Source organism: Streptomyces sp. NPDC046881 (assembly GCF_040645015.1).
In the GTDB taxonomy this organism is placed as follows: Bacteria; Actinomycetota; Actinomycetes; order Streptomycetales; family Streptomycetaceae; genus Streptomyces.
Map to the genome: position 1 here is coordinate 1 of NZ_JBEYXJ010000113.1, position 26,742 is coordinate 26,742.

31 protein-coding genes and 1 tRNA gene are annotated in these 26,742 nt (G+C 70.7%); 1 reads left to right on the forward strand and 31 read right to left on the reverse strand.

From position 1 onward, the window contains the following. Nucleotides 1-134: 134 nt before the first annotated feature. From ABZ923_RS34425 to ABZ923_RS34510, 18 genes are all read right to left on the reverse strand, one after another. Entirely contained in the window at nt 135-512 is a 378-nt protein-coding gene (locus ABZ923_RS34425) for a hypothetical protein (protein WP_361479960.1), read from the reverse strand. After that, the gene (locus ABZ923_RS34430) at nt 509-1,090 is read right to left on the reverse strand and encodes a hypothetical protein (protein WP_361479963.1); all 582 of its coding nucleotides are present in this window, start codon (nt 1,088-1,090) and stop codon (nt 509-511) included. The genes ABZ923_RS34425 and ABZ923_RS34430 overlap by 4 nt, the downstream gene beginning before the upstream one ends. Next, the gene (locus ABZ923_RS34435) at nt 1,081-1,887 is read right to left on the reverse strand and encodes a hypothetical protein (protein WP_361479966.1); all 807 of its coding nucleotides are present in this window, start codon (nt 1,885-1,887) and stop codon (nt 1,081-1,083) included. The genes ABZ923_RS34430 and ABZ923_RS34435 overlap by 10 nt, the downstream gene beginning before the upstream one ends. Then, on the reverse strand, nt 1,887-2,591 hold the full coding sequence (locus tag ABZ923_RS34440) for a hypothetical protein (RefSeq protein WP_361479969.1): 705 nt from the start codon (nt 2,589-2,591) through the stop codon (nt 1,887-1,889). The genes ABZ923_RS34435 and ABZ923_RS34440 overlap by 1 nt, the downstream gene beginning before the upstream one ends. A 2-nt stretch (nt 2,592-2,593) precedes the next feature. Continuing rightward, the gene (locus ABZ923_RS34445; RefSeq protein ID WP_361479972.1) at nt 2,594-3,295 is read right to left on the reverse strand and encodes a hypothetical protein; all 702 of its coding nucleotides are present in this window, start codon (nt 3,293-3,295) and stop codon (nt 2,594-2,596) included. A gap of 135 nt (nt 3,296-3,430) precedes the next feature. Continuing rightward, on the reverse strand, nt 3,431-3,904 hold the full coding sequence (locus ABZ923_RS34450; protein WP_361479975.1) for a hypothetical protein: 474 nt from the start codon (nt 3,902-3,904) through the stop codon (nt 3,431-3,433). A gap of 61 nt (nt 3,905-3,965) precedes the next feature. Beyond that, a complete protein-coding gene (locus tag ABZ923_RS34455; protein WP_361479977.1) occupies nt 3,966-4,286 on the reverse strand; it encodes a hypothetical protein in 321 nt (106 codons plus the stop codon). A gap of 4 nt (nt 4,287-4,290) precedes the next feature. Further along, nucleotides 4,291-4,761: a hypothetical protein gene (locus tag ABZ923_RS34460; protein WP_361479980.1), complete on the reverse strand. Its 471-nt coding sequence runs from the start codon at nt 4,759-4,761 to the stop codon at nt 4,291-4,293. Then, the gene (locus tag ABZ923_RS34465; RefSeq protein WP_361479983.1) at nt 4,758-5,603 is read right to left on the reverse strand and encodes a cupin; all 846 of its coding nucleotides are present in this window, start codon (nt 5,601-5,603) and stop codon (nt 4,758-4,760) included. Before ABZ923_RS34465 ends, ABZ923_RS34460 begins: the two co-directional genes overlap by 4 nt. A gap of 79 nt (nt 5,604-5,682) precedes the next feature. Further along, on the reverse strand, nt 5,683-7,338 hold the full coding sequence (locus ABZ923_RS34470; protein ID WP_361479986.1) for a major capsid protein: 1,656 nt from the start codon (nt 7,336-7,338) through the stop codon (nt 5,683-5,685). A 113-nt stretch (nt 7,339-7,451) separates the two neighbouring features. Further along, a complete protein-coding gene (locus ABZ923_RS34475) occupies nt 7,452-7,664 on the reverse strand; it encodes a hypothetical protein (protein WP_361479989.1) in 213 nt (70 codons plus the stop codon). Beyond that, nucleotides 7,664-11,071, reverse strand: a complete 3,408-nt coding sequence (locus ABZ923_RS34480) for a phage minor head protein (RefSeq protein ID WP_361479991.1) — start codon at nt 11,069-11,071, stop codon at nt 7,664-7,666. The genes ABZ923_RS34475 and ABZ923_RS34480 overlap by 1 nt, the downstream gene beginning before the upstream one ends. Next, nucleotides 11,061-11,303 carry a hypothetical protein gene (locus ABZ923_RS34485; protein ID WP_361479994.1) on the reverse strand — a complete coding sequence of 81 codons (243 nt, stop codon included), beginning with the start codon at nt 11,301-11,303 and terminating at the stop codon, nt 11,061-11,063. Before ABZ923_RS34485 ends, ABZ923_RS34480 begins: the two co-directional genes overlap by 11 nt. Beyond that, on the reverse strand, nt 11,287-11,493 hold the full coding sequence (locus tag ABZ923_RS34490) for a hypothetical protein (RefSeq protein WP_361479997.1): 207 nt from the start codon (nt 11,491-11,493) through the stop codon (nt 11,287-11,289). Before ABZ923_RS34490 ends, ABZ923_RS34485 begins: the two co-directional genes overlap by 17 nt. Continuing rightward, entirely contained in the window at nt 11,486-11,836 is a 351-nt protein-coding gene (locus tag ABZ923_RS34495; protein ID WP_361480000.1) for a hypothetical protein, read from the reverse strand. The genes ABZ923_RS34490 and ABZ923_RS34495 overlap by 8 nt, the downstream gene beginning before the upstream one ends. Beyond that, complete coding sequence (locus ABZ923_RS34500; protein WP_361480003.1) at nt 11,829-12,026, reverse strand: hypothetical protein; 198 nt, start codon at nt 12,024-12,026, stop codon at nt 11,829-11,831. The genes ABZ923_RS34495 and ABZ923_RS34500 overlap by 8 nt, the downstream gene beginning before the upstream one ends. Nucleotides 12,027-12,046: 20 nt before the next feature. After that, nucleotides 12,047-13,798: a hypothetical protein gene (locus ABZ923_RS34505; RefSeq protein WP_361480006.1), complete on the reverse strand. Its 1,752-nt coding sequence runs from the start codon at nt 13,796-13,798 to the stop codon at nt 12,047-12,049. Continuing rightward, nucleotides 13,795-14,136 carry a DUF1360 domain-containing protein gene (locus ABZ923_RS34510; protein WP_361480009.1) on the reverse strand — a complete coding sequence of 114 codons (342 nt, stop codon included), beginning with the start codon at nt 14,134-14,136 and terminating at the stop codon, nt 13,795-13,797. The genes ABZ923_RS34505 and ABZ923_RS34510 overlap by 4 nt, the downstream gene beginning before the upstream one ends. A 333-nt stretch (nt 14,137-14,469) precedes the next feature. Between ABZ923_RS34510 and ABZ923_RS34515 the strand changes: the two genes are divergently transcribed. Then, complete coding sequence (locus tag ABZ923_RS34515; protein ID WP_361480012.1) at nt 14,470-14,862, forward strand: hypothetical protein; 393 nt, start codon at nt 14,470-14,472, stop codon at nt 14,860-14,862. A gap of 3 nt (nt 14,863-14,865) precedes the next feature. Here the strand turns inward: ABZ923_RS34515 and ABZ923_RS34520 are convergent, their stop codons facing one another. The 13 genes from ABZ923_RS34520 to ABZ923_RS34580 all read right to left on the reverse strand — a co-directional run bounded on the left by ABZ923_RS34520 (nt 14,866) and on the right by ABZ923_RS34580 (nt 26,654). Continuing rightward, nucleotides 14,866-15,126, reverse strand: coding sequence for a hypothetical protein (locus ABZ923_RS34520; protein ID WP_361480015.1), 261 nt, complete (start codon nt 15,124-15,126; stop codon nt 14,866-14,868). Nucleotides 15,127-15,236: 110 nt separating this feature from the next. After that, the gene (locus ABZ923_RS34525; RefSeq protein WP_361480018.1) at nt 15,237-15,845 is read right to left on the reverse strand and encodes a hypothetical protein; all 609 of its coding nucleotides are present in this window, start codon (nt 15,843-15,845) and stop codon (nt 15,237-15,239) included. 228 nt (nt 15,846-16,073) lie between these two features. Continuing rightward, nucleotides 16,074-17,657, reverse strand: a complete 1,584-nt coding sequence (locus ABZ923_RS34530) for a terminase family protein (protein ID WP_361480021.1) — start codon at nt 17,655-17,657, stop codon at nt 16,074-16,076. Nucleotides 17,658-17,661: 4 nt separating this feature from the next. Beyond that, entirely contained in the window at nt 17,662-18,252 is a 591-nt protein-coding gene (locus ABZ923_RS34535; protein ID WP_361480024.1) for a hypothetical protein, read from the reverse strand. Next, nucleotides 18,249-19,190: a ParB N-terminal domain-containing protein gene (locus ABZ923_RS34540; RefSeq protein WP_361480027.1), complete on the reverse strand. Its 942-nt coding sequence runs from the start codon at nt 19,188-19,190 to the stop codon at nt 18,249-18,251. The genes ABZ923_RS34535 and ABZ923_RS34540 overlap by 4 nt, the downstream gene beginning before the upstream one ends. After that, nucleotides 19,187-19,357 (reverse strand): hypothetical protein, encoded by a 171-nt coding sequence (locus ABZ923_RS34545; protein ID WP_361480030.1) that lies wholly within the window; start codon nt 19,355-19,357, stop codon nt 19,187-19,189. The genes ABZ923_RS34540 and ABZ923_RS34545 overlap by 4 nt, the downstream gene beginning before the upstream one ends. Beyond that, nucleotides 19,354-20,706, reverse strand: a complete 1,353-nt coding sequence (locus tag ABZ923_RS34550; RefSeq protein WP_361480033.1) for a hypothetical protein — start codon at nt 20,704-20,706, stop codon at nt 19,354-19,356. The genes ABZ923_RS34545 and ABZ923_RS34550 overlap by 4 nt, the downstream gene beginning before the upstream one ends. Before the next feature lie 122 nt (nt 20,707-20,828). Next, nucleotides 20,829-20,901 (reverse strand) — tRNA-Gly (locus ABZ923_RS34555). Nucleotides 20,902-21,093: 192 nt separating this feature from the next. Then, nucleotides 21,094-21,741 (reverse strand): hypothetical protein, encoded by a 648-nt coding sequence (locus ABZ923_RS34560; protein WP_361480036.1) that lies wholly within the window; start codon nt 21,739-21,741, stop codon nt 21,094-21,096. Between the two features lie 70 nt (nt 21,742-21,811). Next, nucleotides 21,812-22,789 carry a hypothetical protein gene (locus ABZ923_RS34565; RefSeq protein ID WP_361480039.1) on the reverse strand — a complete coding sequence of 326 codons (978 nt, stop codon included), beginning with the start codon at nt 22,787-22,789 and terminating at the stop codon, nt 21,812-21,814. An 89-nt stretch (nt 22,790-22,878) separates the two neighbouring features. Further along, complete coding sequence (locus ABZ923_RS34570) at nt 22,879-24,057, reverse strand: magnesium chelatase domain-containing protein (protein WP_361480042.1); 1,179 nt, start codon at nt 24,055-24,057, stop codon at nt 22,879-22,881. Between the two features lie 108 nt (nt 24,058-24,165). Continuing rightward, a complete protein-coding gene (locus tag ABZ923_RS34575; RefSeq protein WP_361480045.1) occupies nt 24,166-24,555 on the reverse strand; it encodes a hypothetical protein in 390 nt (129 codons plus the stop codon). A gap of 212 nt (nt 24,556-24,767) precedes the next feature. Beyond that, a complete protein-coding gene (locus tag ABZ923_RS34580) occupies nt 24,768-26,654 on the reverse strand; it encodes a DNA cytosine methyltransferase (protein ID WP_361480048.1) in 1,887 nt (628 codons plus the stop codon). Nucleotides 26,655-26,742: the final 88 nt, after the last annotated feature.

Consider the following 26,742-nt stretch of genomic DNA (forward strand, 5'->3'; position numbering starts at 1 on the left):
ACGCCCCCCCCCCCCCCGGGCGCCTCCGCCCCCCCCCCCTCACCGCCCCCCCGCCCCCCCCCCCCCGCCCCCTCTCCAAGGTCCAGACCCACCCAGGTCAGACCGCGCACTGCAACTATCGCACCCGCCCACGATCACCTGCCGATGCGCAACGCCCTGGCCATGAAGTTGTTCGGCCTCGTCCCCGGGTGCCTGGCGTACGCGGCGAACACGACCTGCCCGCCCGCCTCGAACCGGAGGGCCTTCGCCCGGCGCGGCCGGATGATGTGCGGCCGGGTGCCGTCCAGCACGAACCGCACCGCCGGGTGGTCGCACGTGATCACCCCTTGAAGTCCGTCCGGGCCCTCCTCGATGTGCCAGTCCACGAACTGGCCCATCCGCCCGGGCGCCTCGTTGCGGGCGATGCCCGCCACCCGCGCGGTCTTCCGGGCAAGCCTGCGCTCGACGATCCCGCCGCGCAGCCGCAGGAACCGCGTCAGCCGGCCCTGGTTGAGCCGCACTTCAACGCTCACGACGTCTCTCCCTCCGGGCAACGGCAGGACGGCAGAGAGACCGTGACCCGCTGCTCGATGCCCACGCACTGGCCCTCCGGCCCCACGGTGCGCTGCTGGCCCAGGACGAACGTCTGCCCGCGGCGGGCGTCGCTCGTGCCCGGGAAGCAGCACTGAAGGGCGTTCCACACCGACGTCGCGTCCACCGCGAGGATGCGGGCGGCCTCGGCGAGTTCCTCGCACGATGGCGGGCATCCCTGCTGGTCGTACGTCGGCGCGCACCGCAGCAGCGTGATGACGAACTCGGCGGCAGGCCGCACCGGCAGACAGTTCCGGCTGCCCATGACGTCTCGGGTCTCCACGGGGAAGTTCGACGTCGCCACCATGCTCGCGTAGTGCACGGTGAGCTGGCCGGGCGTCTCGGCACGCACGCAGTCGCCCGCGCAGTCGTCCCAGGCCGGGGTGCCCGGGACCACGCAGGACCGGCAGGGACATCCCGGCTGCCCTGTCACGCGGGCGGCCGTGGCCGTCAGCTCCGCGCACACGCAGGCCATGAGCAGCTCGGCGGTCTCGTGGATCACGAGCGGGCTCAGGGCCATTGCTGCACCCTCGGCTGCCGGAAGTCGGGGCTGTAGACACGGGAGGGGCTGGTGAGGCGGTTGGGGTTAACGGTGCTCAGCCACAGGTCGGCGAGTGGCAGGCCGGTGCGGCCCTCGCTGTAGATGAGCGTCGGGTCCGCGAGCTCCATGTCCACGCCCTGGCGGGAGATCCGGGTCAGGTTGCGGTTCGCGCGGCAGCCGCATGTGCCGCTGCCGCCGCATCCGCGCAGCAGGTGGCAGGTCAGCTCGGAGACCGCCGCGGTGGCGGCCTCGTCGACCGGCAGCCCGATCCGGTACGTCACGGTGAACGTGCCGGGCTCGCCGGATGCGGCGGCCATGTCCTGGCAGGACGGCCAGCAGCCGCCGCCGACCCGCACCAGCCGGCCGGCCGCGTCCACCCGGTACTGCTCCGGGGCCAGGACCTGGCCGCCGACGTCGACCTCGGTGACGTCGTAGACCGGGCCCGGCAGGTAGACCTCGCACAGCTCGCCGCACGAGCAGTCCGACCTGCACCCGCACACCGACGCGTTGCGCCACAGGCCATCGGTGCCGATGTACGGGATCCACGGGCCAACGCCGCCGCCGTACTGGAAGGAGATGAACGGCGACGACTCCAGGCAGGCCCGCTTGCAGGGGCGCACGGTGACCGGACACGGCCCGATCCTGCGCCCGGACAAAGCCCACAAGATCCGTGACGCCACCAGCGTCCAGCGGTCAATGTCCTCCTGCTCGACGTTCTCGACGTCGCAGCACAGCTCGGTCGGCCACGCCTCGCACGGGCCCGTCTCGATGGGCATCAGCGCCTCCGCAGCTCGTAGTCCGACGGCATGGGGAAACGGCTGCGGATGACTCGGCCGACCTCGCCGTGCGCGAAGCTGTCCGGCATGGTCGACAGGAACGGCGTCGACCGGTCGAAGCGCGGCCCGCGGTGCAGCACCTTCACGTCCTCGATCCGCTCCCCGCCGATCTCGTTGAGCACGCCGTACGCCGTCCGCTTGTGCAGGACGGTCAGGTGCCGGCCGATGTCCAGCGCCTTGAGCATCCCAGCCTTCGACACCGGCAGCGGGACATGCAGCTCGTACGACAGCGGGTCCGCGAACCCCTGGTCGACCAGGAGGTCACGCGTCTCCCGCATCCCGCGCAGGTACGAGCCCGAGGCGCGGGCCACGTAGTACGGCTCGACCTCGCGCACGGGCCCGCGGTGCAGCACCGGCATGGCGTCGAGCCGCTCCATGACGAACATGTCGTCGTTGGCGTACAGGAACGTCTCGCTGACGTCCGGGTGTTCGCACGCGGCCCGCATCGCCACGGTGGTGTTCTGGTACTTCGTGCCCGTCTGCCGGGTGGGGATGTGCCGGACCCCGCCCAGCCACGTCGGCTTGTAGCCGACGATCCACAGGTGCCGGTGCGGGAGGTTCGCCACCCAGCTCCTCAGCGCGTAGCGGAGTTGCTGGTTGGACGGGGCCTCCCGCAGCGGCACGACCAGGTCGAGGTCCGTCACGGTCAGGACGCCAAGCAGAGGGGGCCCGCGACCGGCGTGTAGGCACAGACGGCCTCGGGCGGCGGGACCGAGGTGAGGAAGTACCGGCGGTGGCAGCTCGCCCCGACCGGGGTGAGCATCGGGCCCGGCGTGCCGGCCAGGTTGGTCGGCATGACGTTGTACGGGCCGACGCCCCAGCCGCCACCGGCCCGGGTGGCGCCGGTGAGTTGGAGGGTGACCGCCTCGCTGCCGATCTCCAGGTCGCCCAGCATGCCGTTGGTGACCCACGGCAGCAGGTAGTACAGCCAGGCCCCGCCCGCTCCTTCGGCCTCGCAGACGTCCTCGCCCAACGCTTCCGCCCAGAATTCGAGAGCGAAACCGGTGCGGCACTGCACCGAGCAGTCGTCGTAGCCGATGGGCTCACCATCGAATCCGAAGACCACCGGGTTGCCCGTGGTGATCTCGATGAATTCCGGGCTGACGCTGAAGAAATTGACCTCCAGGTCATAACCGTTGAACGTCGGACAACCGCGCTTGAAGCCGCACTGACGGCCATTCGCGGCGCGGTAGTTCACGTCGTCGCCCTCGTCGACGTTGGGGTTCATGGCGATGCTCGCCAAGCAGTCGAAAACGAACCCGTTGTCGTCACCACAGACCGGGCGACCACAGGCGTCCAGCCTGGTCACCCGGACCGTGTCCAGGTTCGAGATAAGCGGACATGGCATGGGCGTCAATACCTCCCGGTCGATCAGGAGGCCCGGCCCAAAACCAGCGGCGCTACCCCCACAGCATAGCTAGGGGGCGCCGCCGCACACTTCTGTTGACCCCAGTCCCCGGAGGCGAGGCTGCACCCCCCGCGCTCACAGCTCCCTGGTGGACGTCACCAGGAAGTCACTGCCCGAAACGCCGGTGAAAACGTAGGCGTCCTGGAGGCTTTCGCCCGCGTCACCGCCTCGGTCCACGCCCCACGTGAGGGCGGTCCCCGCGGCGACGGTGACGGCCGAGCCGCCGCCGATGGCCACCGTCGGCGATCCGGCGTAGACGACCAGGGTTACGGAGCGAGCGCCGGCCGCGATGGTGACCGTGCCCGCGCCGGTCTGCCGCTGGATCGTCCCGTCGATCTGCGGGTTGGGGGCCGGGGCCGTCTCGGCGTCACAGCGCACCACCGTGCCCGTGGGTACGTAGGCGGTCGTGCCGTCCAGCTGGGTGTCCGTGACGACCGTCACGCCGTCCTCTGTGCTGTACCGGCGCAGGAAGCTGCCGACGTTGTCGCACAGGATCTCGTACTCGTCGTCGGGCGTGGCCGCTGCCACGCTGCCGCTGGTTCCGGACATGGGCCCCCTCCTCGGGGTTAGTCGCTGTTCTTGTGGGCGAGCAAGCCACTACGCCCGGCACTCACAGCGGTACTTCTTGGGTCCACGTGACGGTGACAGTGCCGGTGTCGGGGGTGATGGTGAGCGGGCCGGTCAGGGCCGCGTCGATGTCGCGGGCGACGCTCCAGGTGGCCGCCTCGCCGGTGTGCAGGGTGCTGGCCCCGTCGCTGGTGGTGATGATTCCGGTGCCGCCGTGGGCGATCGCGGTCACGGACTGGAGCGTCGGGTAGGCGGAGGCGTCCCATGTGACGCCCGGGACGAGTTCCACTCGGCGAGCCCGAGTATTGACCTCGATCGGGATGCTGCCGCCCTCGGGCGTGCACGGAGCGGGCTCGACCGGCATAGCGTCAGTCCTCCGGGTGTGCCTGACGGCGGTGGGCGGCGAGCGCGCGGTCGCTCTTGAAGGGGCGCCCGCAGTCGGCGCACTCGGGCCGATCGTCCTTGCTGTTTCGGTCGCTTCGGTCGCTTTCGTCCTCGGCGGGGTGGACGTCGAGCGGCTGGGCGTCCGGCGGGTACGCCTCCTCGGGCAGCTCGGGCAGCGCCTCGCCGACGGTCCCTTCCCTCTCCGGCTGGAACACGCCGAGGAGTTCGGGCCCGCCGTCCGGCCCTGCCTGCTCGTCCTCGGTGGGGCTCACGTAGCGGTGGCCATCGACGGTGGCGCCGATCAGAAGCTCCTCGGGCAGGCCGGTGAACAGGTCGGCGGGCACGGCGAAGGCCTGCGGGCTGACGGTGCGGATCTTCGGGTTCTGGGCGACGGCCCAGCGCGCGAAGGCCACGCGCCGCTCGCGGGTCGGCTCGATGCGGATGAAGTCGGTCACGGGCAGGTCACCACCTGGATCGCGCAGACGGTGCAGGTCGTCGACACCACGTAGGTGCGCTCGACCAGGACCCGCCTGTCATTCGTGCGGATGTTGACGGACGGGCCGGGCCTGTCGGGAATCGTGACGATGGGCCCGCGGCGGACGACGAGCGGGCCGGTGATGTACAGCCAGGCGGTGCCGGGTTCGGCGGGGATGCCGCCGGGGCCGGTGTTGAGCGTCGAGTATCCGGCGCCGATGACGACGCAGTTCCCGGCGAGCGTGCTGATGTTGCCCTCGGCGTCGCGCTGGGCCAGCGCGCAGCAGCCGAGCAGGGCAGCAGCGCCGGCCGGGACGTGCAGGGTGCCGACGCCTCCGTACGACTCGGCGAGGCAGCCCTCCAGCGCGGCCACGCCCTGGGCGATGTTGACGGCCCCGGCGGCCGGGGTGAGGTCCACGGCGACCTGGGTCAGGTGGTGCTGCCAGAACCCGGCCTCTACCGCTTCCTGCTCGCCCAGCTCCATGGAGGCCTCGGCGTGCGCGCGGGCCTCCGCGTAGGACCAGCCCATGGTCGAGCACTCGGCGCCCGCGTACACCGTGATCGGCTCGGCGGCCTCGACGACCGGCCGGTGAAACTCCTTCTGCGGCGGTGCGCCCGGGGACTCCTCGCCGGGGGACTCGTCGGTCAGGCAGGGGTCCCGCCACACGCCGACGGGCTGGCAGCCGAGGGCGAGCCAGGTGATGCCGAGCAGCTCGTGCTCGTCGTCGACGTCGCGGACGTCCGTGCAGTTGTTCAGCAGGATGCCGTGCGGCAGTGGCCGGCCAGGGATCGCCTCTACGGCCTTCTCCATGCCTGTGGCCATGCTCGCCTCCGTTGCGAATCGGGGCGTGCCGGGCCCGTGTTCAGGTCACAGGCCCGGCACAGTCGGGGGCGGGCAGGGGTCAGGCCGCGGGGCAGGTCATCGGCTCTTGGGCGCCGGTGGAGCCGTCGGGGCAGACGGGGACGGTGACGAGGCGCGTGTCCACGGAGCGGTCGATGAGGCCGACGCATTCCTCGCTGAACATCGCTGTGTAATCGTTCTTGCTGAACTTGACGCTGTCGTGGATCACGCCGAGGTTGACCTCTTCACCGCGGCCGATCTGCAGCTGACCGGCCGGGTAGATCAGGAACTTGACGTTCGCCGGCCACGCGGTCGCCGGGGCGGCCTGACCGATGGTCGCGCCGGTCACAGTCGGCGCGATGAGGTTCCGCGCCCACTGGACCCGCACACCCAGCGGCGTGAACACGTCCTGCACGTCTGCCGTCGACACCTGGTCGATGCAGCAGCCGTTGCGGCGAGCGATGTCCGCCAGGAACAGCTGGCGGCTCCACCACGGGAAGACCACTTCGAGGCTGATCGAGTCACAGAAGCTGTGACGCTCGATCATGTCGGCCGACTGCAGGGCGACCGCCGCGAACACAGGGGCGAGCGCGCCGAACGTCGCCGTCAGGGTGACCGCCGTGGCGCTGGCGAGGGCCTCAGCGAACAGGACCGAGCGGAGCCGGATCTCGTGGGCGACGAGCGCGTTGCGCAGGTACCAGTTGATCAGCTCCGGGAAGTGCCGCTGCGTCAGAATGCCTGCCTCCAAGCAGACACCGACCGCGTCACACCTCATCTCCACCGGGTCCGGACAGGGAATTTTGAAGCACGGCTTGGTCGCACCCGAGATGTCGTCCGACTCGGTGTGTACCCAGGTCATGGCCGCGACGTCGAGGCTCGGGGTCGTGTAGTACCGGAGCCCGCCTCGGGCGAGCTGGATCTCGGGCGCGTCCCACAGCATGTCCGGGCAGGCGACCGACGTCAGTTCGTAGACCGTCTCGCTGGGCGCACACCATCCGCCGCTCGCGACGAGGTTCTGCTGCGGCAGGCGGGACTGGTCGGCCGCGCGCAGCGCGACCTCCGTGCCCTCCGGCGCCGAGGACGAGTCGGTGACGATCAGCTCCTCCGGGTACGGGTGGTGGTAGCTGATCACCTGGCCCGTACCGCCGCCCGCGGTCTTGAGGGCGTTCGCGCGGGAGATGAGGCCCGCGACGACCTGCTTCATGTTCAGCTCGGCGCCCGGGGTGTAGCCGGGGACGTCGACCGCCGCGGTGATGACCGTGCCGGGCGCGGCGGGCTCCGGCAGGACGCGCGGCTGGCGGGCGCGCACGAGGGACAGGTCGAGGGTGCGGCCGATCGACGCGGTCGCCGTCGGCGCGGCCGGGGTGGCGGGCGCCTCGGGCGCGGCTGGGGGCTGTGCCGGCTGCTCGGTCGCGGCGGTGGTCTCGGCGGCCGGGGGCTCCTCGGCGGGCGCGGCCTGCGGGTCTTCGCCGCGCACCTGGGCGGCGAGTTCCTCGATCTCCTGGGCGGTGCGCTCGGCGGCCTGGATGCGGTCGGCCTGCTCCTGACGGATGCTCTGGACGCAGTTGGACAGGGCCCGGAGCTGGCCCATCGTGTCGTCGTCGACGCGGTTCTGAGAGGCCAGGGCCTGGAACGCCTCGGTGGCCCCGGCGAGCGCTTCGGCGAGCTGGTCGTTGTCGAGGGCCGCGACGTCCTCGGGAATCTGGAACTCTTCCATGGGCGGGGTCTCCAGCGATCGTGATCACAAGAGACTCGGCCCACAACCAGCAGTCGTCTGGGGGAATAGTAACTGCCCGCCCTGGTGGGCGGGCTGTACGTGGATCGTGCGGGCTACTGTCCGGCCGTCTTGGCGGTGGTGGCGTTCTTCGGCGGTACCTCACGGATGGTGGAGCCGGGGTAGCGCTTGCCGACGGTGGTGGCGGTCGGCTTGCTCGCCGAGGTGAACACCACCTTCTCCTTCTCCTGCTGCGTGCGCGGGTCGACGACCGTGGTGACGACCTCGTACTTGGGCTTGCTGGCGTTTCCCTGGCAGGCGCATCCCATCAGTTCGCTCCGTTCTGTGCAGCGCTGGCGGTGACGACGGGCGGGGTCTGCTCGGCAACGAGGGCGGCCATCTCCTCGATCTCGGCTCGGCGCTGCTCCTGCCGACGGGTTACGGCGTCGGCGAGGAGGTCGACGTAGTCGCCGTTCGCGAGTGCTGCGGCGAGCGCCTCGACATAGACCTGGGGGATCTCGCCGGGCGTGGCGTCCGGACGTTCCTCGGACGTGACGTCCGGACGCTGTCCGGGCAGGTCAGGCACGGTGTCGGTCGAGCTCGCGGAGGCCGTCCGGACGCCGTCCTGATCCGCGTCCGGACGCGGTCCGGACGTGTCGTCCACGGCGGCCGCCGACGCGGTGAGGGCCAGGTTGGTGCGTTCCACCACCGCGGCGACGAGGAGCGGCGAGGAGTGCCCGGGGGTCGGCACGGAGAGGACCGCGCGCAGCTCCCACTTACCGGACGGCCCCTGCCGGAGGTGGTAGCTGGGCTGGCAGCCCTTGAACACCGACCGGTCCCAGTCGCTCATCTTCGGGTTGGCCGCACCTGCGAACCACATGCCGCCCTCCGACATGCCCACGGTGACGATCCCGGCGACGGTGCGGGTGTCGTCGAAGAGACAGGCGTCTGTCTCGCACTCGGCGCCGTCGCGGTGGTGGCCGACGTTCATCGTGATCACGCCGCACTTCACCGTGGACCCGTCGTCCAGGGCGAACCGGGAGCGCAGGAAGTGCGTCAGGTCCAGGCCCTGCTGGGCGAGCTTGTCGATCGTCAGGTTCTTGCCGGGGTAGCCGGCGTGCGGCACACCGGACTGTGCCACCCACCCGAAGATCCGGCCGCCCTCGACGTGCACGCCCTCCGAGCCGGGCGGCAGCTCCGCGGCGGTCGGCTCGCGGAACCACTCGACGGGCATCGGCGGCAAGTCCTGCATCTCCTGCCAGAACGAGGCCACGATCTCGTCCAGCTCACCGAAGCTCACGGGTTCGGCGGAGGCGGTGGCCTCCTCCTCGTGGCCTTCGGGCATGGACGAGGGTCCGCAGAACAGGCCCGGGGCGAGCCGGACGATCCGACCATCCTTGGCCGCGCCGTTGAGGTGCCCGCGTGCGGTGCTCATGGCCATGCCGAGGGCGCGGGAGACGTCCCGCGCGCCGACGGCGGCCGGGGAGGAGCACACGTAGGTGACGACCCTGTCTCGGGTCTCCCCCGCCGCGGTGATGACCGGCGCCGCCGCGGCGGTCTCCTCCTCGGTGGGTGCCGGATCGAGGACGATCCGCGCGTTCTTGAAGGCCGGCATCGCCACCAGCGTGGCGCCCCGCAGTCGGGCGCGGGTGATGCGCAGCAGGAACTCACCGGCGTGCTGCTCGTGGACGACCAGCCCACTGTCGGGGTCGTCAGCGTCACCGGCCGCCGCGGTGAGGACGCCCGTGCCGCCGAAGGCTTCACGGATCACCGAGGCGGTGAGGACGCCGCCGGGGCCGGTGATGACCTGGAGGTCGTAGCGGGACCGGCTCAGCGCCCCCTCGGATGCGGTCCACTCGGCGCGGGTCGACGCGGTGAGCATCACAGAGCCGTCTTCCATCCGCATCACGCTGGCGTGCGGCAGCTTGGCCGATGCGAACAGCCAGGCGGCGTCTTCCTCGGTGAGGGTCTTGTCGACGAGCTGAATGTCGACGTCGTCCAGGTCGACGCTGATGCCGAGCACCGGGTCGTCCTCGTCGAGGAGTACCTCCGCGTCGAGCCCGGCCGACTGCGTGCGGTACAGCACGCCGGACGCGGTGATACGGCCGCCTTCCCGTTTCACCTTCTTGATGGCGCCGGCGAGCTGCGCGCCCTGGTGGCCCATCAGCATCTCGTCGGCGTACTGGAGCGGCATGGGGTTGCGGTCCCACTTCAGCGCGCCCTTCTTGAAGATCCGGCCGTCGCCGGTCTCCTCGTCCTCGAAGGCGATGGCGGTGTCGTCGGGGGTGGACCAGGTGCGCACCGTCAGCGACGCGGCGGCCTGGAGGTCTTCGTCAGGCATGGGCTGTTCCTCCTGCTGGGGGCCAAGGGGGACGTCGATGTGCTCGCTTCCGAAGGCGAGGCGGATGCGGTCGAAGGTGATGTCGCCGAGGCGGTCGACCAGGCCCGGCAGGACGCCCGGGTCGTCGCCGTACTGGGCGCACACGTGGGGCACCCATGGAGAGTGCTGTACGGGCAGCTCGGGCCGGTCGTGCGTGCCCTCCAGCGCCGTGGTGACGAGCCGGCGGACGTGTTCCAGGGTGGGGGCGCCGTCGGGGCGTTCGCGGTCGTCGCCGACGGCCCACACCCACGAGGGGCTGTCGGTGTGCGGGTTCCAGTGGTTCACGCCGAAGGCCTTCGCGGTGAACGGTCCCTCGAGTTCACCGACGGCCGCGCGCACACCGTCGGCCAGCTCGGTGCGCTGCTCCTCGGTCCAGGAGGCGCCGTCGTCGCCGAGGAAGTACAAGGTCAGGTGCAGCTCGTCGGCTGCTTCTCCGCCGTCGAAGGCGAGGCGGGCCGCGTCCCCTTCGGTGGGCATGAGGGCGATCATCCCGCCCATGAGGTGACTCCCGTTCGCTGCTGCCGTGGATTCCAAGGCTCCGCCGCGCTGTGGGTCCTGCGGATGGAAGGCGGAGGCTTGGGTTTCGGGGTGGACTGCGAGGATGCAGCGGCAGTTCACGACCTGCGAGGCCGGGGCGGTTGGGTCGTGGGGGGCGTCCATCTTGAAGCCGCCCACGGTGAACTGCTCATCCAGTAGCCGGATCGTGCCGTTGACGTCGGCGTGGTCCTCGCGCACGCGGTCGTCGCGGCGGGTGATCCACTGCTTCACGATCGGAGCCGGCTGCCCTGTGGCGTCCCGTGCTGCGCCGAGGGTGGCCGTGTTCCAGGCCCGGCCGGCTTCGGTGCGGGCGATGCGCTCCTCGCGGACCTCGCCGAGCTGGGCGCCCTCGCGGTCGAACCGTGCCCGCAGCCGGGCGCGGAGCTGCTCCATGTCCTCGCCCGCGTCGACACCCTCGGCCAGCTCCTCCCGGGCGGCCTCCGCCAGGCGGTCACCCACGGCGCGCAGCAGGTGCTCCGTGACCGTGACGTACTCGCTCATGGCCGGGGGAAGGTCGCGGCCGTCCTCGTGGCGCCCGGGGAGGTCTTCCCACTCCGGGGGCAGCTCGGCGTCCGCTGCTTCGGCGGTGTGCTCGGCGGCCTGCTCCGACACCCGCAGCAGGCGGCGCAGGATGCGCGGCATGCGGCTGGTCCACATGCGGGCGATCCGGGACACCGAGAACCGGGCGGCGACGATCTCGGTGGCGTCGGCCAGCTCCTGGGCGAACTCGTCGGCGACCTCCTGCAGAACGGCCGAGACCTCTTCGGCCACGTCCTCCTCGGCCTGCTCCAGCAGGCTCAGCAGCTCCTCATCGTCCACAGCTGGCCGCCTCTCCCTCGCGGCTGGGATGCGGCATCCGGTCCGGGGCCGACCCCTCACCGACCGCCCTGTTGTCCCGCTGCCGCCAGGCCAGGAGTTCCTCCCACACCTCGCGGCCGGGGCAGCGCGAGCACCAGCCGAACGCCCGGTGGCCGGCCCGGGAGTGCTCGGGCGGGGCGACGTGCTGCTTGGGGGTCTCCTCGATCGTCAGGTCGTCAGTTCCGTCGCGCACTGCTGGTCTCCCTGGGGGTGTTCGGGCAGGGGTCGATGCGGGCGATGTGCAGCGTCGTGGGCCCGCTCGTCACGATGGGCCCGTCCGGGCCGTTCAGGGCGAAGCTGGTGACGTCGAGGGGCCGGGCTTCGAGGACCTGGAGGCCCCCGCAGTCGTGGCAAAGGATGAGGTCGTGACGGCAGTCAGCCACGGGTGGTCTCCTGGGGCTTCTCGCAGGCGAAGCAGAACGCGAACCGGCCGACCTGGTGCACGGCGGCCTTCGTGGTCACCAGGAACGTCGCGTCGAGGACCGCGTCGTCGCTGCCGCACGTCGGGCAGGCGTACGTGCGGGTGCTGACGTCGCCGATCAGCGGCATGGAGCCGTCGTGCTGGTCGTCCGGGTCGTCGGCGGCCTCGTAGCGTTCCTGCTCGCGGACCTGCCAGGCGGCCAGCTCCTCCGCGACGGTCCGGCCCTGGCAGTGTGAGCAGTAGCCGTGGACGCGGTGCGAAGGCACCGAGTGGCCGAGTGGGGCCTTCCACATGAGGTCAGCCACGGCCGGCCTCCTGGTCGTCGAGGTCGTCGCAGATCTCGCACGCGGTCCAGGTGCCGACGACGGCCACGCCGTCAGGGGTCAGCATGAGGATGTCGCCGGTGAACCGCGTCCAGGCTTTGCAGGTGGGGCACCAGTCCTCGCGGGCCGGGCCGGGGGTGACGTGGACGGTCAGGGACGGTGGTTCGGCCACGGTGCTGCTCCTTCGCCTGGTCATGCCGCCAGCCCCACGCAGGAGGTGACGACGGCGGGCACGACGTCGTAGGAGTGCTCGATCCCGGCGGCGATCAGCTCACGGGTGTAGCCGTCGAGCGCGGCCGTCAGGCATGTGGCGTCGAGGCCGTACCGCTTGGCGATCTCGGGGACGCGCGCCCATGCGCCGTCGAGGAGGCGGTACTGCTCGACCTGGCCGGGCTCGACCTTGAGGGCGGTGTGCAGGGCTGCGGCCTGGATCTCGCGGGCCTTGGCGCGCTCGGGCCGGGGGCACACGGGGGTGCGGAGCAGCTTGTCGCCGGCGGTGGACAGGGCGGCCCAGATCAGGCCGTCCGCAGCCGCCAGCAGGCCGTCGCCGAGCGCCGGCCGCGCGGAGGCGGGCAGGGTGTCGGGCTCGTCCTGGGTCTCGTCGACCGGCAGGTCCGTCTTCGGCGGGTCCTGCTCTTCCTGCTCCTGGTCCTCCTCGTCGTTGCCGGGGTTCTGCTTGGCCTTGCGCTCCTCCTCCTCTTCCGGGGTGGGCTTGTCGGACTCCTCGAAGCCCGTCTCACGGCGCAGCGCTTCGGCACTGATGACGCCCCGGTCGAACGCCTGCAGAGCGGTCTCCGAGCGGTTGGTGCGCACGCGCAGGCCCGCGGTGTCGTACCAGACGAGCCACCTGTGCCACTCCGGATCTCCCTCGGCCTGGAGGAGGGGGCGCAGCCACTGCTGTGTGAGGGCGTGCGCCACGGTCTGGAGCTTGGGCTCGATGCCCATGCGGATCGCCTCGGAGGTCAGCATCCAGGCGCCCCAGTGGTTCGTGTCGGCCATGCCCAACAGCAGTTCGCCGGGGATCTCCAGGCCGGTGGCGAATCGTTTGATTGCCTCCTCGCGCAGGCGCAGCGCGAGCTCGTCGAAGTTGGACTCGAACGTCAGCAGCTTGAAGTCGCTGATGGACTCGGCTGGAACCTCCAGCACGATCGGCACCGTGGCCGCCGCGCTCTCGGGCTCGCGGATCGCCGTCTCGGCGATCATCATCAGGACCTCGATCAGGTCGTCCTCGGCTTCGCCCTGCCCAGGTCGGGTGGGGAAGCGCGTGCCCTTGGGGACGAGGAGGATGCCCCGGCCGGTGAGCCGGGAGCGGGCGATGGCCTTGACCGCAGCGTTCAGCAGGAGCAGTTCTTCAAGCAGGTCGATGCTGGCGCGTACAGGGCTGTCGGCCTCGATCTGCCGCTCCGGGTCCGGCTCCCACACGCGCAGGGCCACGGGCGCGTCGGGGTCGAGCTTCTCCTCGTCGCCGGCCGGGATCTCGACGTCCTCGCCGTCGATCTCGGCTGAGAGCTTGCCTTGCTGCTGGCGCACCTCGCGGGTGGACAGCACCTTCCAGTCGTGGCCGTCCTCGGGAACGTCCGGCGCGAGGACTTCGGAGTTGGGGCGGACGACGATCCATCCCTCACCCGCGACCGTGAGGTGCTTGCCGAAGGCGGTCAGCAGCTTGGACTGTCCGTCGGGGCCGCCCGCGATCTGCTGCACGATTTCCGAGGCGCGGTGGTTGTCGGGGGCGGGTTCGATCGTGCCGTCGTCGGCGCGGCGCCCGGCGTAGAGGGTCGCGCCGCCCATGCCGTTGGCCATGTACGAGGCGGAGAACCGCACTTCGGGGACGGCGTGGTACAGCTCCCAGGCGCGGGTCTGCCATCCGGAGTCGACGGCACCCTTGCCTCGGACCTTGCGGTTGACGTACCGGGAGGCGGCGGCCGTGAGCGTGCGGTTGGTCACTTGCCCACCTCGCCGAGCGTGTCGTCGATCCGGTTGAGGAGAACGGCCGCACCGGCGACCGCGAACCACTCGACGCCATGGACGAGGAGCGGGGCCTGGTCGAACTGGCCGGTGACGAGGAGCCAGGTGGCCAGCAGGGCGCCGGAGATCCACCAGCCCATGCAGTACGGGCAGGAGATCAGCGTGACGGCCGCGCTGCGCACCGTGCTGTCGGTGTTGCGGCTGTGCCAGTCGAAGACGACTGCGCGGGCGGGGTCGAGGATCGTGTCATGGACGGCCAGCTGTGTTGCCCGGTAGCCCGCGAAGGCCAGCAAGGCGAGTTCTAGAGCGTCGATCATGACTGGCCCCTTGCCGAGGATCTTCCGTTGCGGCGCGCACTATAGGTCATTCCGCGCAAATGGTGCGTCGCAACTGGTCGCGCAAGGACGGGATTTGATCTCCTTCGGGCGTCGGCACACCGATTGTCTGCTCTGCTACAGTCCGGGCCCGCGCACCTTGAGCAAGTGCGTGGCCGGGAGAACGGCACCGGCGGTCATGCCGCAGCCAGCGTTCCGGACGGCGGGGTTCGCGCATGCCCCGGCCGTCGGTGCCACTTCCTCGGTGTCTCCGTTTCACGGGCCCCCGCACCCCGAGCGCGGGGGCCCGCTCCATTCCCGAAGGCGGTGGGTGCCGTGGCGTGCAGGAATGCCGACTGCGAGACATGCCGGCCGCACGGCATGGTCGAGTGGGGCGCGGTCCGCGCCTGGCGGATGCGCGAGGCCGACGACGAGGGGATCGGCGGCGTGAAGCGCGCCTGTCCCCGCGGCGGCTGGTCCCCTTTCAACTGGTGGTACCAGACCCGCAGGCCCCCATGGCGGCAACCCCGGCGCGAGCGCGTCGAGATGGCGTTGCGCCGGTTCGCCCATCGACGGGGCTGGCTGTGGTCCCCCTCGCAGGCTTGGCGGGGCGTGCCGTTCGGCCGCCACGGGGCGCGGCTGCTGCCGGTGAACGAGCGGCACGCCGCCACCGTCCTGCGCGGGCACGAGCGGCACGATGCGGCGATGCGGCGATGGCTGGGCGACTAGCGGTCAGAACATCGCCAGCGTCCCGAGCGGGCCCCCCGGCTCCTCCTCGACCGGCTCGTCGGGCTCCTCGAACTCCAGCTGCACGGGCGAGGGCAGGTCCACGATCTCCAGCGACCCCGTGCAGGACACGAGGGCGTCACCGAACAGCTCGGGCCGCTCGGTCGGGTCGTGCCGCCACAGACGGCCCTTGCCGGGGCGCCCAGCGACTATCCCGGCGGCGATGTGCCTGGTGCAGCAGGGACACTCAACTCGGGGCATCTTCACGCAAAACAGTGTGACGAAGCCCGGCCCGCCACGTACAGCAGATCGGGCAACCGGGTCAGGTGACTACTGGTCGAGCGCAGCCCCTCCTCTCCGCCTCTTCCCGTCCAGGCTCAACAGGACCGGCCGTCTGGGTGTGACAAGCAGTAGCCGTTGTCGTCCGGAAGTCTGTCAACCATGTTGATCTCCGGTTTGCCGCGCACGGGTCCGGAGATCTTGAACGGCTTTCCCTCATTGGTGATCGAGATGCTTTTAGGCTCGCCCCCGACTAGCAGCTCAAGATCCGCCGTCCACTCGTAGACGCCAGGGGACTCTGCTCTTGACGTGACATGAAAGTCGACCGCGCCTCCCTTCGAGAGGTTCAGCCTGAGCCGTTCGACTTTGCGGCCGCGCTCGTCCGTGAACCGGAACGTGGGCTGTTCCGTGCTGTCCACCACCAGATCCGCATGGCGCGTCACAATGCCGTTGCCGCCCGTGCAGGTCGAAACAGTCGCGTTCATCGCCGTATCCGGCAGCTTGCGCACGTGTGGTGTAAGTCCCAGCACGACCACGGACTCGTCCCGTTCGCTGGTCAGCACGAAGCTGACATGGGCCTCGTTGGGAATAGCGATGGACCGAACCCACTCCGCCGTTCGCTGCCCGCAGGCGTATTTGACGTCTTCAGGCGGATTATCAAGTTCCTCGACGGGGCGGTAGAGGGCGTGCTTGAACCCGAAGCCCACGTGCTGGACGTACACCTTGGGCTCTGGGGGGTGACGCGGCCACCTATCCTCTGGCCACGTGGTCCAAAGTCCGACGAGGGTCAGAAGAATCGTAATTGCGGCTACAACCGTGCCCCCCTTCCAGCTCCATCGGCGCCGTGGCGGGTTTGGAGGGGACGTCATGTCGACACGATGGTCCCCCTCCAGGCGGTGTGCCATCGGTCAGGCCCGTCCGGGGGACTCCCCGCTTCACTTACCGATCCTCCGCCCGTAGGGGGCCGCTGCGCCAGCCGCCGGCCCACCCCGCCCGAACTGGCCCGGGTTGGGGGCGGTCGGCAGCGGGGCGTGGACGATGGCGCCCTTGTTGACCTCGGGGATCAGGCCGTACACCAGCACACAGGAGGAGTCGATGCGGCCCGGCGAGTCGGGGTCGGTGGGCTGCCACGTCGCCCACTCGCGCTCGAGGTCGGTGAACAGGCCCCTGAAGCGCACCTTGTCCTGCACCATCTGCTGGGCGATCGGCTCCGCCCTCAGGAGTTTGCCTTGCTTGGCGCGGACCGGCTGGATGGCGGGCATGAGCACGTTCTTCGGGATCACGCCTTCGCGTTGGAGCATTTCCCAGGACGTCTGGATGGCCAGGACGCACATGTCTCGGCCGAAGTTCCACTCGACGTAGATGATCGCCGCGTTCGTCGAGTAGGCGAGCTTCGCCGCCGCAGAGGACCACTCGGCCGACGACATCGGCCCCGACTCGTCGTGGGTTACCCACACGCGGCCGTCGTCGCCGAGGAAGCCGCCCAAGACGCCGGCGACGTCCCGGCCGCCGCCCGACGGGTCGATCGAGACGGCGATCTTCTGCGGCTCCACCACGGTCGTGGTGTCCCGGATGAGGCGCAGCAGCTCCTCCGACACGAGCGCTCCCTCAGCGGGCTGCGGGTCGCCCTGCGCCAGGGCGTGCCAGTCCCGGGGGATCGACGTGCGCTTCATCTCCGCCCACCAGGCCACCAGCCGCTTCCTGTCCCGCGTGGGGATCTTCGGGTGCGGCAGCGGCTCCCCATGGGCGCGGCCGAGCGGGTCCGGCCCGAACTTGGGGTCGGCGAGCGCGGGCAGGTGGATCACCTTCCACCGGCCGCCGTCCTCGACCCGACCCTCCTCCTCCAGGCGGCGCCCGGCGAAATCATCGGGATGCCACCTGGTCTGGATCGCCACCACGGCGTTCCGGTCCGGCTGGAGGCGCTTAAGCGCGGTGGACGAATACCAGTCGTGCAGCGCCCGCCGGCTCGCCTCAGACTCGGCGTCGGCGCGGTCCTTGTGCGGGTCATCCACGATCAGCAGGTTCACGTCGAAGCCGGTCAGCCCCTTGCCGACCGACACCGAACGCACACCGCCGCCCTCGGTGATCTGCCAGTCCTGCTTCGCCGACGAGCCCCACTGCAACCGCAGGTCGTACTCGTCGCCGTACTCCTCCACGTAGTCCCGGATCGTCTTGCCGCGCCGCAGCGCCAGGTCGTCGCCGTACGACGTCACCGCGACCCGGTCCATCGGGTACAGGCACAGCCACCAGAACGGGAACCACTCCGCCACCGTGGTGCTCTTGCCGACCTGCGGCGGGGTCAGGATCAGCAGCCGGTCCTGCTCGCCCCGCCCGACCTCGGCCAGGGCATCGCCGATCACCCGCAGGTGCGGGCGCATCCGGTACGTGCGGTCCAGGCCGCGAGCGAGCGTGGCCGGGTCGCGCAGCAGCTCTCGACTCATGGACCGCCGGGCGGCCTCCAGCTCCCGGTAGACCTCGCCGTCGTCCAGGTGCTCCAGCTCGCTCACAGCCACGCTCATGCCGCTACTCCTCTTCGTCGTCGCTGCCGTCGACCGCCCGGATCCGCTGGTTCACCGACGCCGCCAGGTCGGCGAGGCGGGCCCGGCGCTGCTCGGGAGGCATCTGCGCGAACTCGGCGAACCGCTCGGCCAGCGGGTTCTTCCCGTCCGAGGTGAGCGCGATCGTCTCGGTGGGGTCGCCGAACAGGACGCGCCGGTGCCGCATGGCCACGTCCATAAGCCGGATGAAGTCACCGGCAGACAGCTCCTCGGCCCGCAGCGTCTGGAGCCGCTGCACGAGCTTGCCGACCGCTGCGCCCAGCACCTTGGCGTCGGTCTCGGCGGCCTTGCGCCTCTCCTCCAGCCACATCGCCTGGTACTGAGCGTCCAGGTGCCGGTCCCACGCCTCGACCCGCTCACGCCACCGGCCCGCCACCGCCAGGTTCCTCACGTGCCCGTACGCGAGTGTCAGCCTTTGCGCGGCTTCTGCCAGGGTTCGGGTACGTCCGAGGTCACGGTAGGTGACGAACTGGCCGTGCTTCTTGGGGGTCTCGTTGGGCTGGCGCTCCCACGGGTCCAGGTCTGGGGCGAGGGGGATCGGGGTCAGGTTGCTCACGGCTGTCCGTCCGTGGCGGAGACGTGGTTGCTGCCGGACAGGTACTCACCGGCGAGACGCTCCAGGAGGCGCCACCCCTGCCCTAGGTCGATCTCGCCCCTGCCTTCTGCGGCTGCGATGGCTTTGTTGATGGTGATGGCGGCCGGGGCGGGGAGGGTGCGGGTGCCGATGACGGTCTCCAGGCCGACGTGCCCTGTGTGCAGGGGTTCGCCGTCTGGGGACTGGTAGCCGGCCTGGAGGTCGGTGAGGTGGTTCTCGACGATGGCGAGGATGGCGTGGAGGGCGGTGGCGACGTTGCCGACCTTGTGGGCGGCGTGGGTGGAGGCGAGGGTCTCCAGGGTCTGCTCGTAGTCGGCGCGTGCGGCGAGCCAGCTTTCGTTCTGGCCGGTGCGGGTCTGGTCGAAGGCTTCGCGGGCGGCTTCGAGCTCGGGCGGCAGGAAGATCAGGCTCACGGTGGCGAAGTCCAGGTTGGCCTCGGACAGGCCCTCGGGGCTGACTTCGGCGAGGAGCTTGAGCTGGTCGTCGTCCAGGCCGGAGTACGCGCGCCAGTCGACGTCGTCGAGCTGCTCGTACAGCTGCTTCAGGGTGGCGGGGTCGTCCTCGCCGGCGATGGCGTTGTGAGAGAGCTGCCGGGCGATGAGCTGCTGAGGGGACTGGTACTCCTCGATGAGCATGCAGTCGATCTCGTACACCCCGGCCTCGATGGCGGCCATCGTGCGGTGGTTCCCGGAGAGGACGAGTTCCTTCTCCTCCTCGTACTCGCCGCCCGAGTAGATCAGCGGGGTGGAGGTGAGGCAGCCGTCGCGCTTCACGTTGGCCACGAGCCGGTCGAACTCCTCCTTCCTCATGTACCGGGCGTTGACCTCCAGGCGGGTGAGGTTGCGCGGGTCGCGGCGTACGAGCCGGGGACGGAACGGGGCGGGGGTGGTCTCGGTCATCGCCGGTACTCGCCTTCTCGGTAGGGGGCGTGGTCGGTGTGGGGGGTGTCGGCGGGGTAGCGGCACAGCCAGTCGCCGTACGGGCCGCCGAAGCACAGGAGGCCGCGGTGCGGGGGCCCGGCGTCCCGCCAGGCGGGCGCCTGGTCGTCGTGGTGGGGCGCGGTCATCGCAGGTCGCTGCCGTGCTTCTTCTTCCAGAGGGCGAGGGCCTCGGCGAGGTCGTAGGCGCCGAGGGGGCCGCCGTACTGGAGCTGGTAGCGGTGGACACCGTCGCCCGGGTCCTTGGCGGATGCCTCGGTGCGCTTCTGGAGGCGGACGCCCGGGATGCCGCGCCCGTACTTCGCGCTGTTGGGCCGGTCGGTGAAGGCGGTGGTGGCCCAGCCGTCGATGCGCTTGGACAGCGACCGCTGGACGAGGAGCTGCGCTTCCTTCGTGGAGGCGGCCATCACGATCAGCTTGGCGAGGCGCCGGTAGCGGGTCCACGACACCGGGAAGTCCGACATCAGGTAGGCGGTGTTCGGGTCGAACTTCGGCGGGAGGTAGGCGAACGCGCCGATGACCTTGCCGTCGACGGCGACCGCGCACGCGATGAGCGGGCTGCCGGGCTTGATGGACTTCGACATGAACTGGGAGCGGATCGCAGCGAACTGGCCGCCGGTCAGGACGTGGATGGTCATGCGGTCGCCGAGATCCTCGTCGGCGCCGATCTTCGGCATGCGGATCGGCTCGGTGGGCTGCCGAGGGCGGACGATGCGGCGCGGCCCGGCCGCCGCGTACACGTAGATCGGCAGGCCGCGGTTGGCGGTCTGGACGACGCCGGCGAGCTGGGGGCGCAGCTCCGGGCGCTCAATGTGCAGGCCGAGGACCCAGTTCGGCCGGTCCTGGACCTGCTCAATGATGCGTTCCTTGCCCTCCTCGTCCAGGTCGCGGAACGACGGCTCGGGCCACGCGAAGGCCGCGTCGATCGGCGCGAACTGCGACTGGTAGTCGCCCGAGTAGAACGGGGGGAACATGACCACTGGCGCGTCCGCCGGGACCTCGTCGAGGAAGTCTCGGACGTCGCCGGCGTAGAACGAGCCGAGGCGGGTCTCCAGGCCGCGGAGCTTCGTCGCGGTCTTCTCGTGCATGCGCGGCCACTGCTCGCGGGTGGCGTCCAGCATCCGCCGGTAGTAGACGCCTTCCTTGCCGACGTACTGCAGGAACCGCGTCCCGAGCATGAGGGTAGCGAGGAGGTCTGAGCGGTCCTCCAGGTACGGCTGGAGCCAGCCGAGGGTCTCCTCGTACTCCTCTCGGAGCGTGTAGTCGAGGGGCTCACCGGCGAGGTACCAGCCGAGGGCGCAGCTGTAGGCGGTGATGTCGTTGCCGTGCAGGCGCCGGTCGCTGCCGAACTTGCTGTAGAGCACCCGCTCGATCGTCAGGTTCCCGGAGCACCCGACGTAGATGTCCTCTCCGGGCCAGGTGCCTGCGTGCTCGTAGATGATCGAGCGGAGGGGCGCGGGGATCGATCCGTGGAACATGGGCCACTCCCGGAGGACTGCTGCCGATTGAGGCGGCGAGGATAGCTGAGCTGGGGCAATCCGGGCTTTCCGCCCAACTCGGGGCAAGAAGCAGGCCCCCGCCGGGTGGGCGGGGGCCTGTGTGGAGCGCCGGCCAGGACTTGCACCTGGACCTCTCGACCGGAAGTCGAGCGTGCTGCATTGCACCACCAGCGCGCGGTCGGCTGCGCCGCTGCTCAGGACAGCCGATCTGTCCGGGACTATACATAGCGCCGGGATTCGGGGCGCTTATCCGCGTCCGTCCGGTGGATGGGGTGCGGATTCCGGCCGCTGGGTGGGCGTGGATACGCCTGTGGCCGCCTTTCGGCGGCCACGTGGGGAGGGAGAGTGCTCGGGGGGTTGGGCGGCTTAGACGGGCGTGGGCGCCTCGAACAGTCCAGCCTGGACCGGTGTCGGGGCGGTGGCGGGCTTCTGGGCCGTCCGGTGGGCGAGGTGCTCGGCGATCGTCCAGTTCCACCAGCGGGGCCGGTCGGTGCGGGGGCCGCCGTCGAGGAGCAGCCGGTCGGCGCGGACCTCGTGCACGGTGCCGTCAAGGATCAGCCATACCTCGCACCAGTCGCCGACGACGGTGACCATGGCGAGGTGGTGGATGTCGCCCCAGCCGGGGTGCAGGCCGCCGGGCTTGACCCACGTCCAGGTGCCCGCGCCGATGTCGCCGGGGCCGGTGGGCCGGTGCCGTGGGATCGGAGGGCGCTGGCGGCGGCGCCGGGCGGGCTTGGGCGGGTAGAAGTGGCTCGGCGGGTAGTGCGGGCGCCTGGCGGCGGCCATCTCGGCGGCCTGCCACACGACGACGTCCTTCGGGGTGTAGCAGCGCTCCCCCGTGTGCCAGTTCCTCGGGCCGCGTGTCTCGCGGTAGACGGTCTGGCCGCACGTGCACGGGTGCGACATGAGATGGTCGGCGGCTTCCGCGCACGGCCAGGCCGTGGAGCAGGCCCGGCAGGTCCAGCCGTCGGCGATGCTGGGCAGGTGCTCGTCGGGGAGTCGGAACGGGCGCATCGGGGGTCCTCTCTCTGGGCGTGGGCGAGGCCCGGGACAGGTCGTCCCGGGCCTCTGGGGGGCGTGCTGGTCAGTCGCGGTCGGCCCACCGCATCCACGGCCACAGGCCGCCGATCAGGTAGCGGCCGTCCGTGCCGGGCGTGACGGCCTCGGTGCCGTTGTCGTGCCGGTAGCGCTGGTCCCAGGTGAAGACGAGGTCGGCGCCGTTCCATTCGGCGCTCAGGCCGCACCCGGCGTTGAGGGTGTTGAGGTCGTGGGCGATGCGCTCGGCGACTTCGCGGGTGACGCTGATCGGCTCGTACGCGTTCCAGGTGTCCGGCGCGGGCCGGGCCGGGTAGGGGCCGTAGTGGCTGCCGTCGACAGTGAACAGCTCGTCGGCGGCGCTGGGCAGTTCGGTGCACACCCAGAACCGGGTCAGGCCGTGCTTGGCGTAGATCAGGGCCTCGGGCTCGTTCTCGAACCGGCGGGCGTCGTCGGGGTCGTGGCCGCACCGCTCGTGGAGGATGCCGGTGGTGACGGTGTGCCACACGGCCTCGTCAGTGCGGATCTCGTAGGGCTCGCCGCCGCCGACGTCGCGCACGCGGTAGCAGGCCGAAGTCTCCCCCTCGGCGGGCTGGACGCGCTCGAGGACCGCCGTCTTGGTCGGGGCGAGGACGAGGGTGACGCTGTCGATGATCTCGACCCGGTAGGGCGGGATGGGCTCCAGTCCGGCGGCCTTGCGCTTCTCGGCGACGCGGGCCGCGTCGATGCGGCGCCTGCGGGCGATCTCCAGGAAGGCCAGGCCGATCGCCTCGCGGCGAGAGCCGGCCGTGGACCACACCCGCCTGTCCCCGTCGACGTCGCGGACCTCCCACTCGTCCGGGTCGTCCTTGGTGCGGTAGACCGCCATCTCCTGGTTGACGACGTTGGTGTGCGCCGGGGTGTCCTCCGGGAAGGTGCCCGGGACGGTGAACAGGTAGCCGTTCTCCGCGAACGGGGTGGCCTTGGAGAAGCGGTCGGGGCCGTAGATCGCGAGGTGGACGTCGCCGGTCAGGAAGTCGTCGTTCATGGTGTGCCTCTCGGTGCGAGCGAGTGAGCTGGTTGGATGAGCCGGGCCGGGGCCGGGGAGCGCTGCCTGCTCCCCGGCCGCGGTGCCGGTCAGGGGGAGACGGTGCGCGCGATGAAGGCGAGGGCCTGGCGCAGGTCCAGGACGCCGTAGACGGTGCCGCCCGGGATGAGAGGCGTCGTGGTCGCGGCGGTGGAGGCGACGACCGCCCGCTTGAAGCCGCCCGCCGCGTAGCGGACGGCGTACCGGGTCCGGGGGGTGACGCGGACCTTGCCGTCCAGGGCGAGTTCGCCGAGGAGGACCGTGCGCTTGAGGCAGGCCGGGTGGACATGGCCGGCCGCCGCGAGGATCGCGCACGCGATGGCGAGGTCGGCGGTGCTGCCCGGCTCGCCGGTGCCCTTGAGCTGGACGTGCATCGCGCCGTCGGGCCAGGCGTAGCCCGCGTTGATGATCGCGGCGCGCACGCGGTCGGCGGTCTCGCGCATGGGCTCGCCGTCCAGGCCAAGGAGGATGAAGGAGGGGTGTTCGGCCTCGGTCAGCTTCGCCTCGACGTCGCAGACGGTGGCCTCGTGGCGAACGTGCGCGACCGCCACGGGCCAGGCGGGCGTGCTCTGGTCGGGAAGCTGGACGTCCCGGTAGTAGCGGCCTTCCTTGGACTGCTCCCATCCGGCGTCCTCCAGGCCGCCGAAGGGCAGGGCCTTGCGGAGCAGGGTCTCGACCTCGTGCACGATCTGGTCGTTGAGGAGGTGGCCGGGCCCGGCGGCGGGCCCGAACCACAGGGTCTCCTCCTGCTCGTCGCGGACCTCGAACAGCTGGGTGTCGTCGATGTCCACCGTGATGGCGGCCGCGGTGGGCAGGACGTCGCGGATGAGGCGGGCCGCGAAGTGGATCGTGTCCCGCAGGAGCACCGCGCGGGCGAGGTCGGCCTCGCGGGCGCTGGTCTCGCAGGCCCGGGTGAGCACGGTGGTCACCAGGCTCTTGGGCAGGTCCGGGCCGAGGCAGTCGGTCCGGCTGTCGGCGGTCAGCCCGTAGTCGTCCAGGCCGGACTGGCGCCGCATATCGGCCAGGAAGTTCTCAACGGCCTCGCGGGCGTTCGCGCCGTGCTCGGTCTCGACGGAGCCGAAGGCATCGGCCGCCTCGACGCCGAGTTCCTCGAGGACCGCCGCGCGCCGGGCGGGGTCGGTGGGCGCGGGGGCGGCGTCCCACAGGGTGTAGCCGGTGCCCTGGCACTGGCCGACGATGATGAACTCGCGGAGCGTGGTGGTGGTCATGCGGGCCTCCTCGGGAGGGGTGAAGGGTAGTGGGTAGTCACTATGTCCAACGCCTGACTACCTCTGGGGTTCCGGGTTGGATCCGGGTATTTCGAGGAAAAGCGCAGGTCAGAACGACAGGAGCGGCTGCTCGTCCTCCAGGATCGCTCGCGCGTAGCGCTCTGCATGGCGGGCGTTCTTGAAGTCGCCGCGCACCCAGCGGTTGAGCATGAGCTGCTGGTTCGGCTCGCTCAGCCGGGCGATGCGTCCGGCCAGACTGCGGGGCAGCTCTCCCTGCTCCAGGGCGTTCTTCGCGTTGTCGGCGAGGTTGAGCAGGCCGAGGCACCAGTCGACCCGCTCCCAGGTGGAGCTGGCGAGTGCGGCGATCTCGTGAGCGTCGTACCCGGCGGCGACCAGGACGGCGTACACCTGCCCCTCGCGCAGGGGGTTGTCCTCGTGCTTGGCGGCTTCCTGAGCGACGGCCAGGGCGAGGCTGGCGGGGATGAGCCTGTGAGCCATGCGTTCCTCCGGGGTGGGGTGTGGTGGTCCGGGTGCTCCCGGGCTGGGGGCACGCTCGGCGTGGCCGGTCGTGGCTCCAGCTCAGGGGACGGCCGCGGGGCCGTCCGGCCGGTAATCAGGGGGATTGGGGCTAGTGGGTAGTCACTATGTCCAACGGCTGACTACCCCTGGGGTTCCGGGTTGGATCCGGGTATGTCGAGGAAATCCTCAGGTCAGGCGGCCATCGCGTAGCGGTCGATGTCCTCGCCGGTGATGCACTCGACCAGGGCGCACAGCAAGACCTCGGCCGCGTTAGGCGTGACGGCATTGCCCAGCTGCCGGATCTGGTCCCGCTTGCTGCCCAGGATCTTGTACTCGTCCCCGAATGCCATCGCGCGCTGGATCTCCTTGGGCTGGAGCATCCGGAACAGGACCTTCGCCAGGTCGTACTCGCCGTTGGCGTCGAGGAGGCCGTACCGGTCGCGGGTGGGCAGGGCGCCGACCGGCTCGCTGGCGGGCCGGACCTGGCCATTGCCGTAGTACGGCACGAGCAGCGGGTCCGCCGCGATCAGCGACTGGTGGCCGGTGGTCGTCATGGTCCGGAACGGCTCGTCCGCGACGGTGACCATCTGGGCGGGGTCGCCGTTCGGGGTGTTGTTCCGCATGATCAGCGGGCGGGGCGCCATGACCAGGCCGTGGTGGTTGCCGCCTGCCGAGACGGTGTGGACCGGGTGGCCGATGTGCCGGGCCTTCTCCAGGTCGCCGCCGCCCCGCATGGGGACCACGAACGGCACGTAGGCGATCGCCGTCTCAAGCCGCGTCGTCTGGGTGCGCAGCGGCTCGTCCATCCGCATGGCCTCTTTACCCTCGCGGCCCTCGCACGGAATCAAGATCGGGGGCACCACCACGGCGTCGGACTCGACGGTCGTGCGGGTCGGCATCGGCTGGTTCACGCTGGCCGGGTCGTTGCGCCAGGTGCCGCCGGTCGGCACGAGGAAGGGGGCGATGCGGTCGGCGTCGGGCCGGTCGGCGAACAGCGCTTCCTGGCCGCCCTGGTCGCCTCCGGGGCGCGGCCAGTACTTCTTCACGCCCGCTCGGATGCGGGCCATCGTCTTCGGCGCGAGGCCTTCGGGGCAGTCGTCGGACTTCGGCCGGCTGCCGATCGGTGTGCCCTTGATGGACCAGTCGATGGCGGCCGCGGCGGGCAGGACGTCGGGCTGGACGATCGCGCGGCACGACTTCTTGGGGCACTTGTAGTCGTAGCTCGACCCGTAGCGGCCCATGTCCTTGCCCGGCTTGCGGAAGACCTGGAGGGCGCTGACCATCTCGTCGCAGTTCGCGCAGTACGCCTTGGGGCGCAGCCACTTGTCCCAGTCCGGGGTGCGGCCGAGGCTCTTGTGCCAGTAGGCGACGTACAGCCGGTCGCGGCTCTGCGGGGCCTTGTGGACGCTCCTCGGGTCGGCGTGCATCGAGTTCAGCGCGATGACCTTCGTGCGGTACCCCAGCTTGTGGAACTCCTTGAGCCACCGGTCCCATTCGGTCCAGGCCCTGACGTCGACCACGTTCTCGACCACGCCCGCCTTGATCAATCCGCCGCGCTCGATCACGCCGCGCAGGTAGAGGGGCACCTCTTCCATCAGTGCCCGGCTGGCTTCCTCCTCGGCGGTCGGCTCGTTGTCGTCGCCCTCCTGGTCGGCCGTCTTGAACTTCTCCTCTTCCACGTCCGCGTAGAGGCTCATCAGGTCGCCCTGCACGGCCTTGGCGAACGACCTCTTCTTGCCCTTCGCGATCGACCAGTTCGTGCACTCCGGCGAGGCCCAGAAGATGTCCGTGATCGGCCACGCCCAGACCGGCGCCTTTCGGATGTCGCCGATGTAGTGGGCGACGCCCGGGAAGTTCATCTGGTGCGTCTCGATGGCCTGCTTCCAGTGGTTCGCCGCGCGCGCCACTCGCAGGAAGGGGACGGCGTCCGCGCCCTGGCCCGACCCGCCTGCCCCGCAGAACCAATCCATGACGCTCAAGTCGCCACCGTCGTGCTTATAGGCGCGGGCTCGGAGCGGGGCGTTGGCGGCCTTGGAGGCTGCCGCCCATTGGATGGAGGTGGAGTCGATGTAGGGCATTCGCGGTCTCCCTTGCTCTCATGAGTCCGGGCGAGCCGATCGCTGTCGGCTCGCCCCGGGGCGGGTGTTGTAGGTGTTAAAAAAAAAA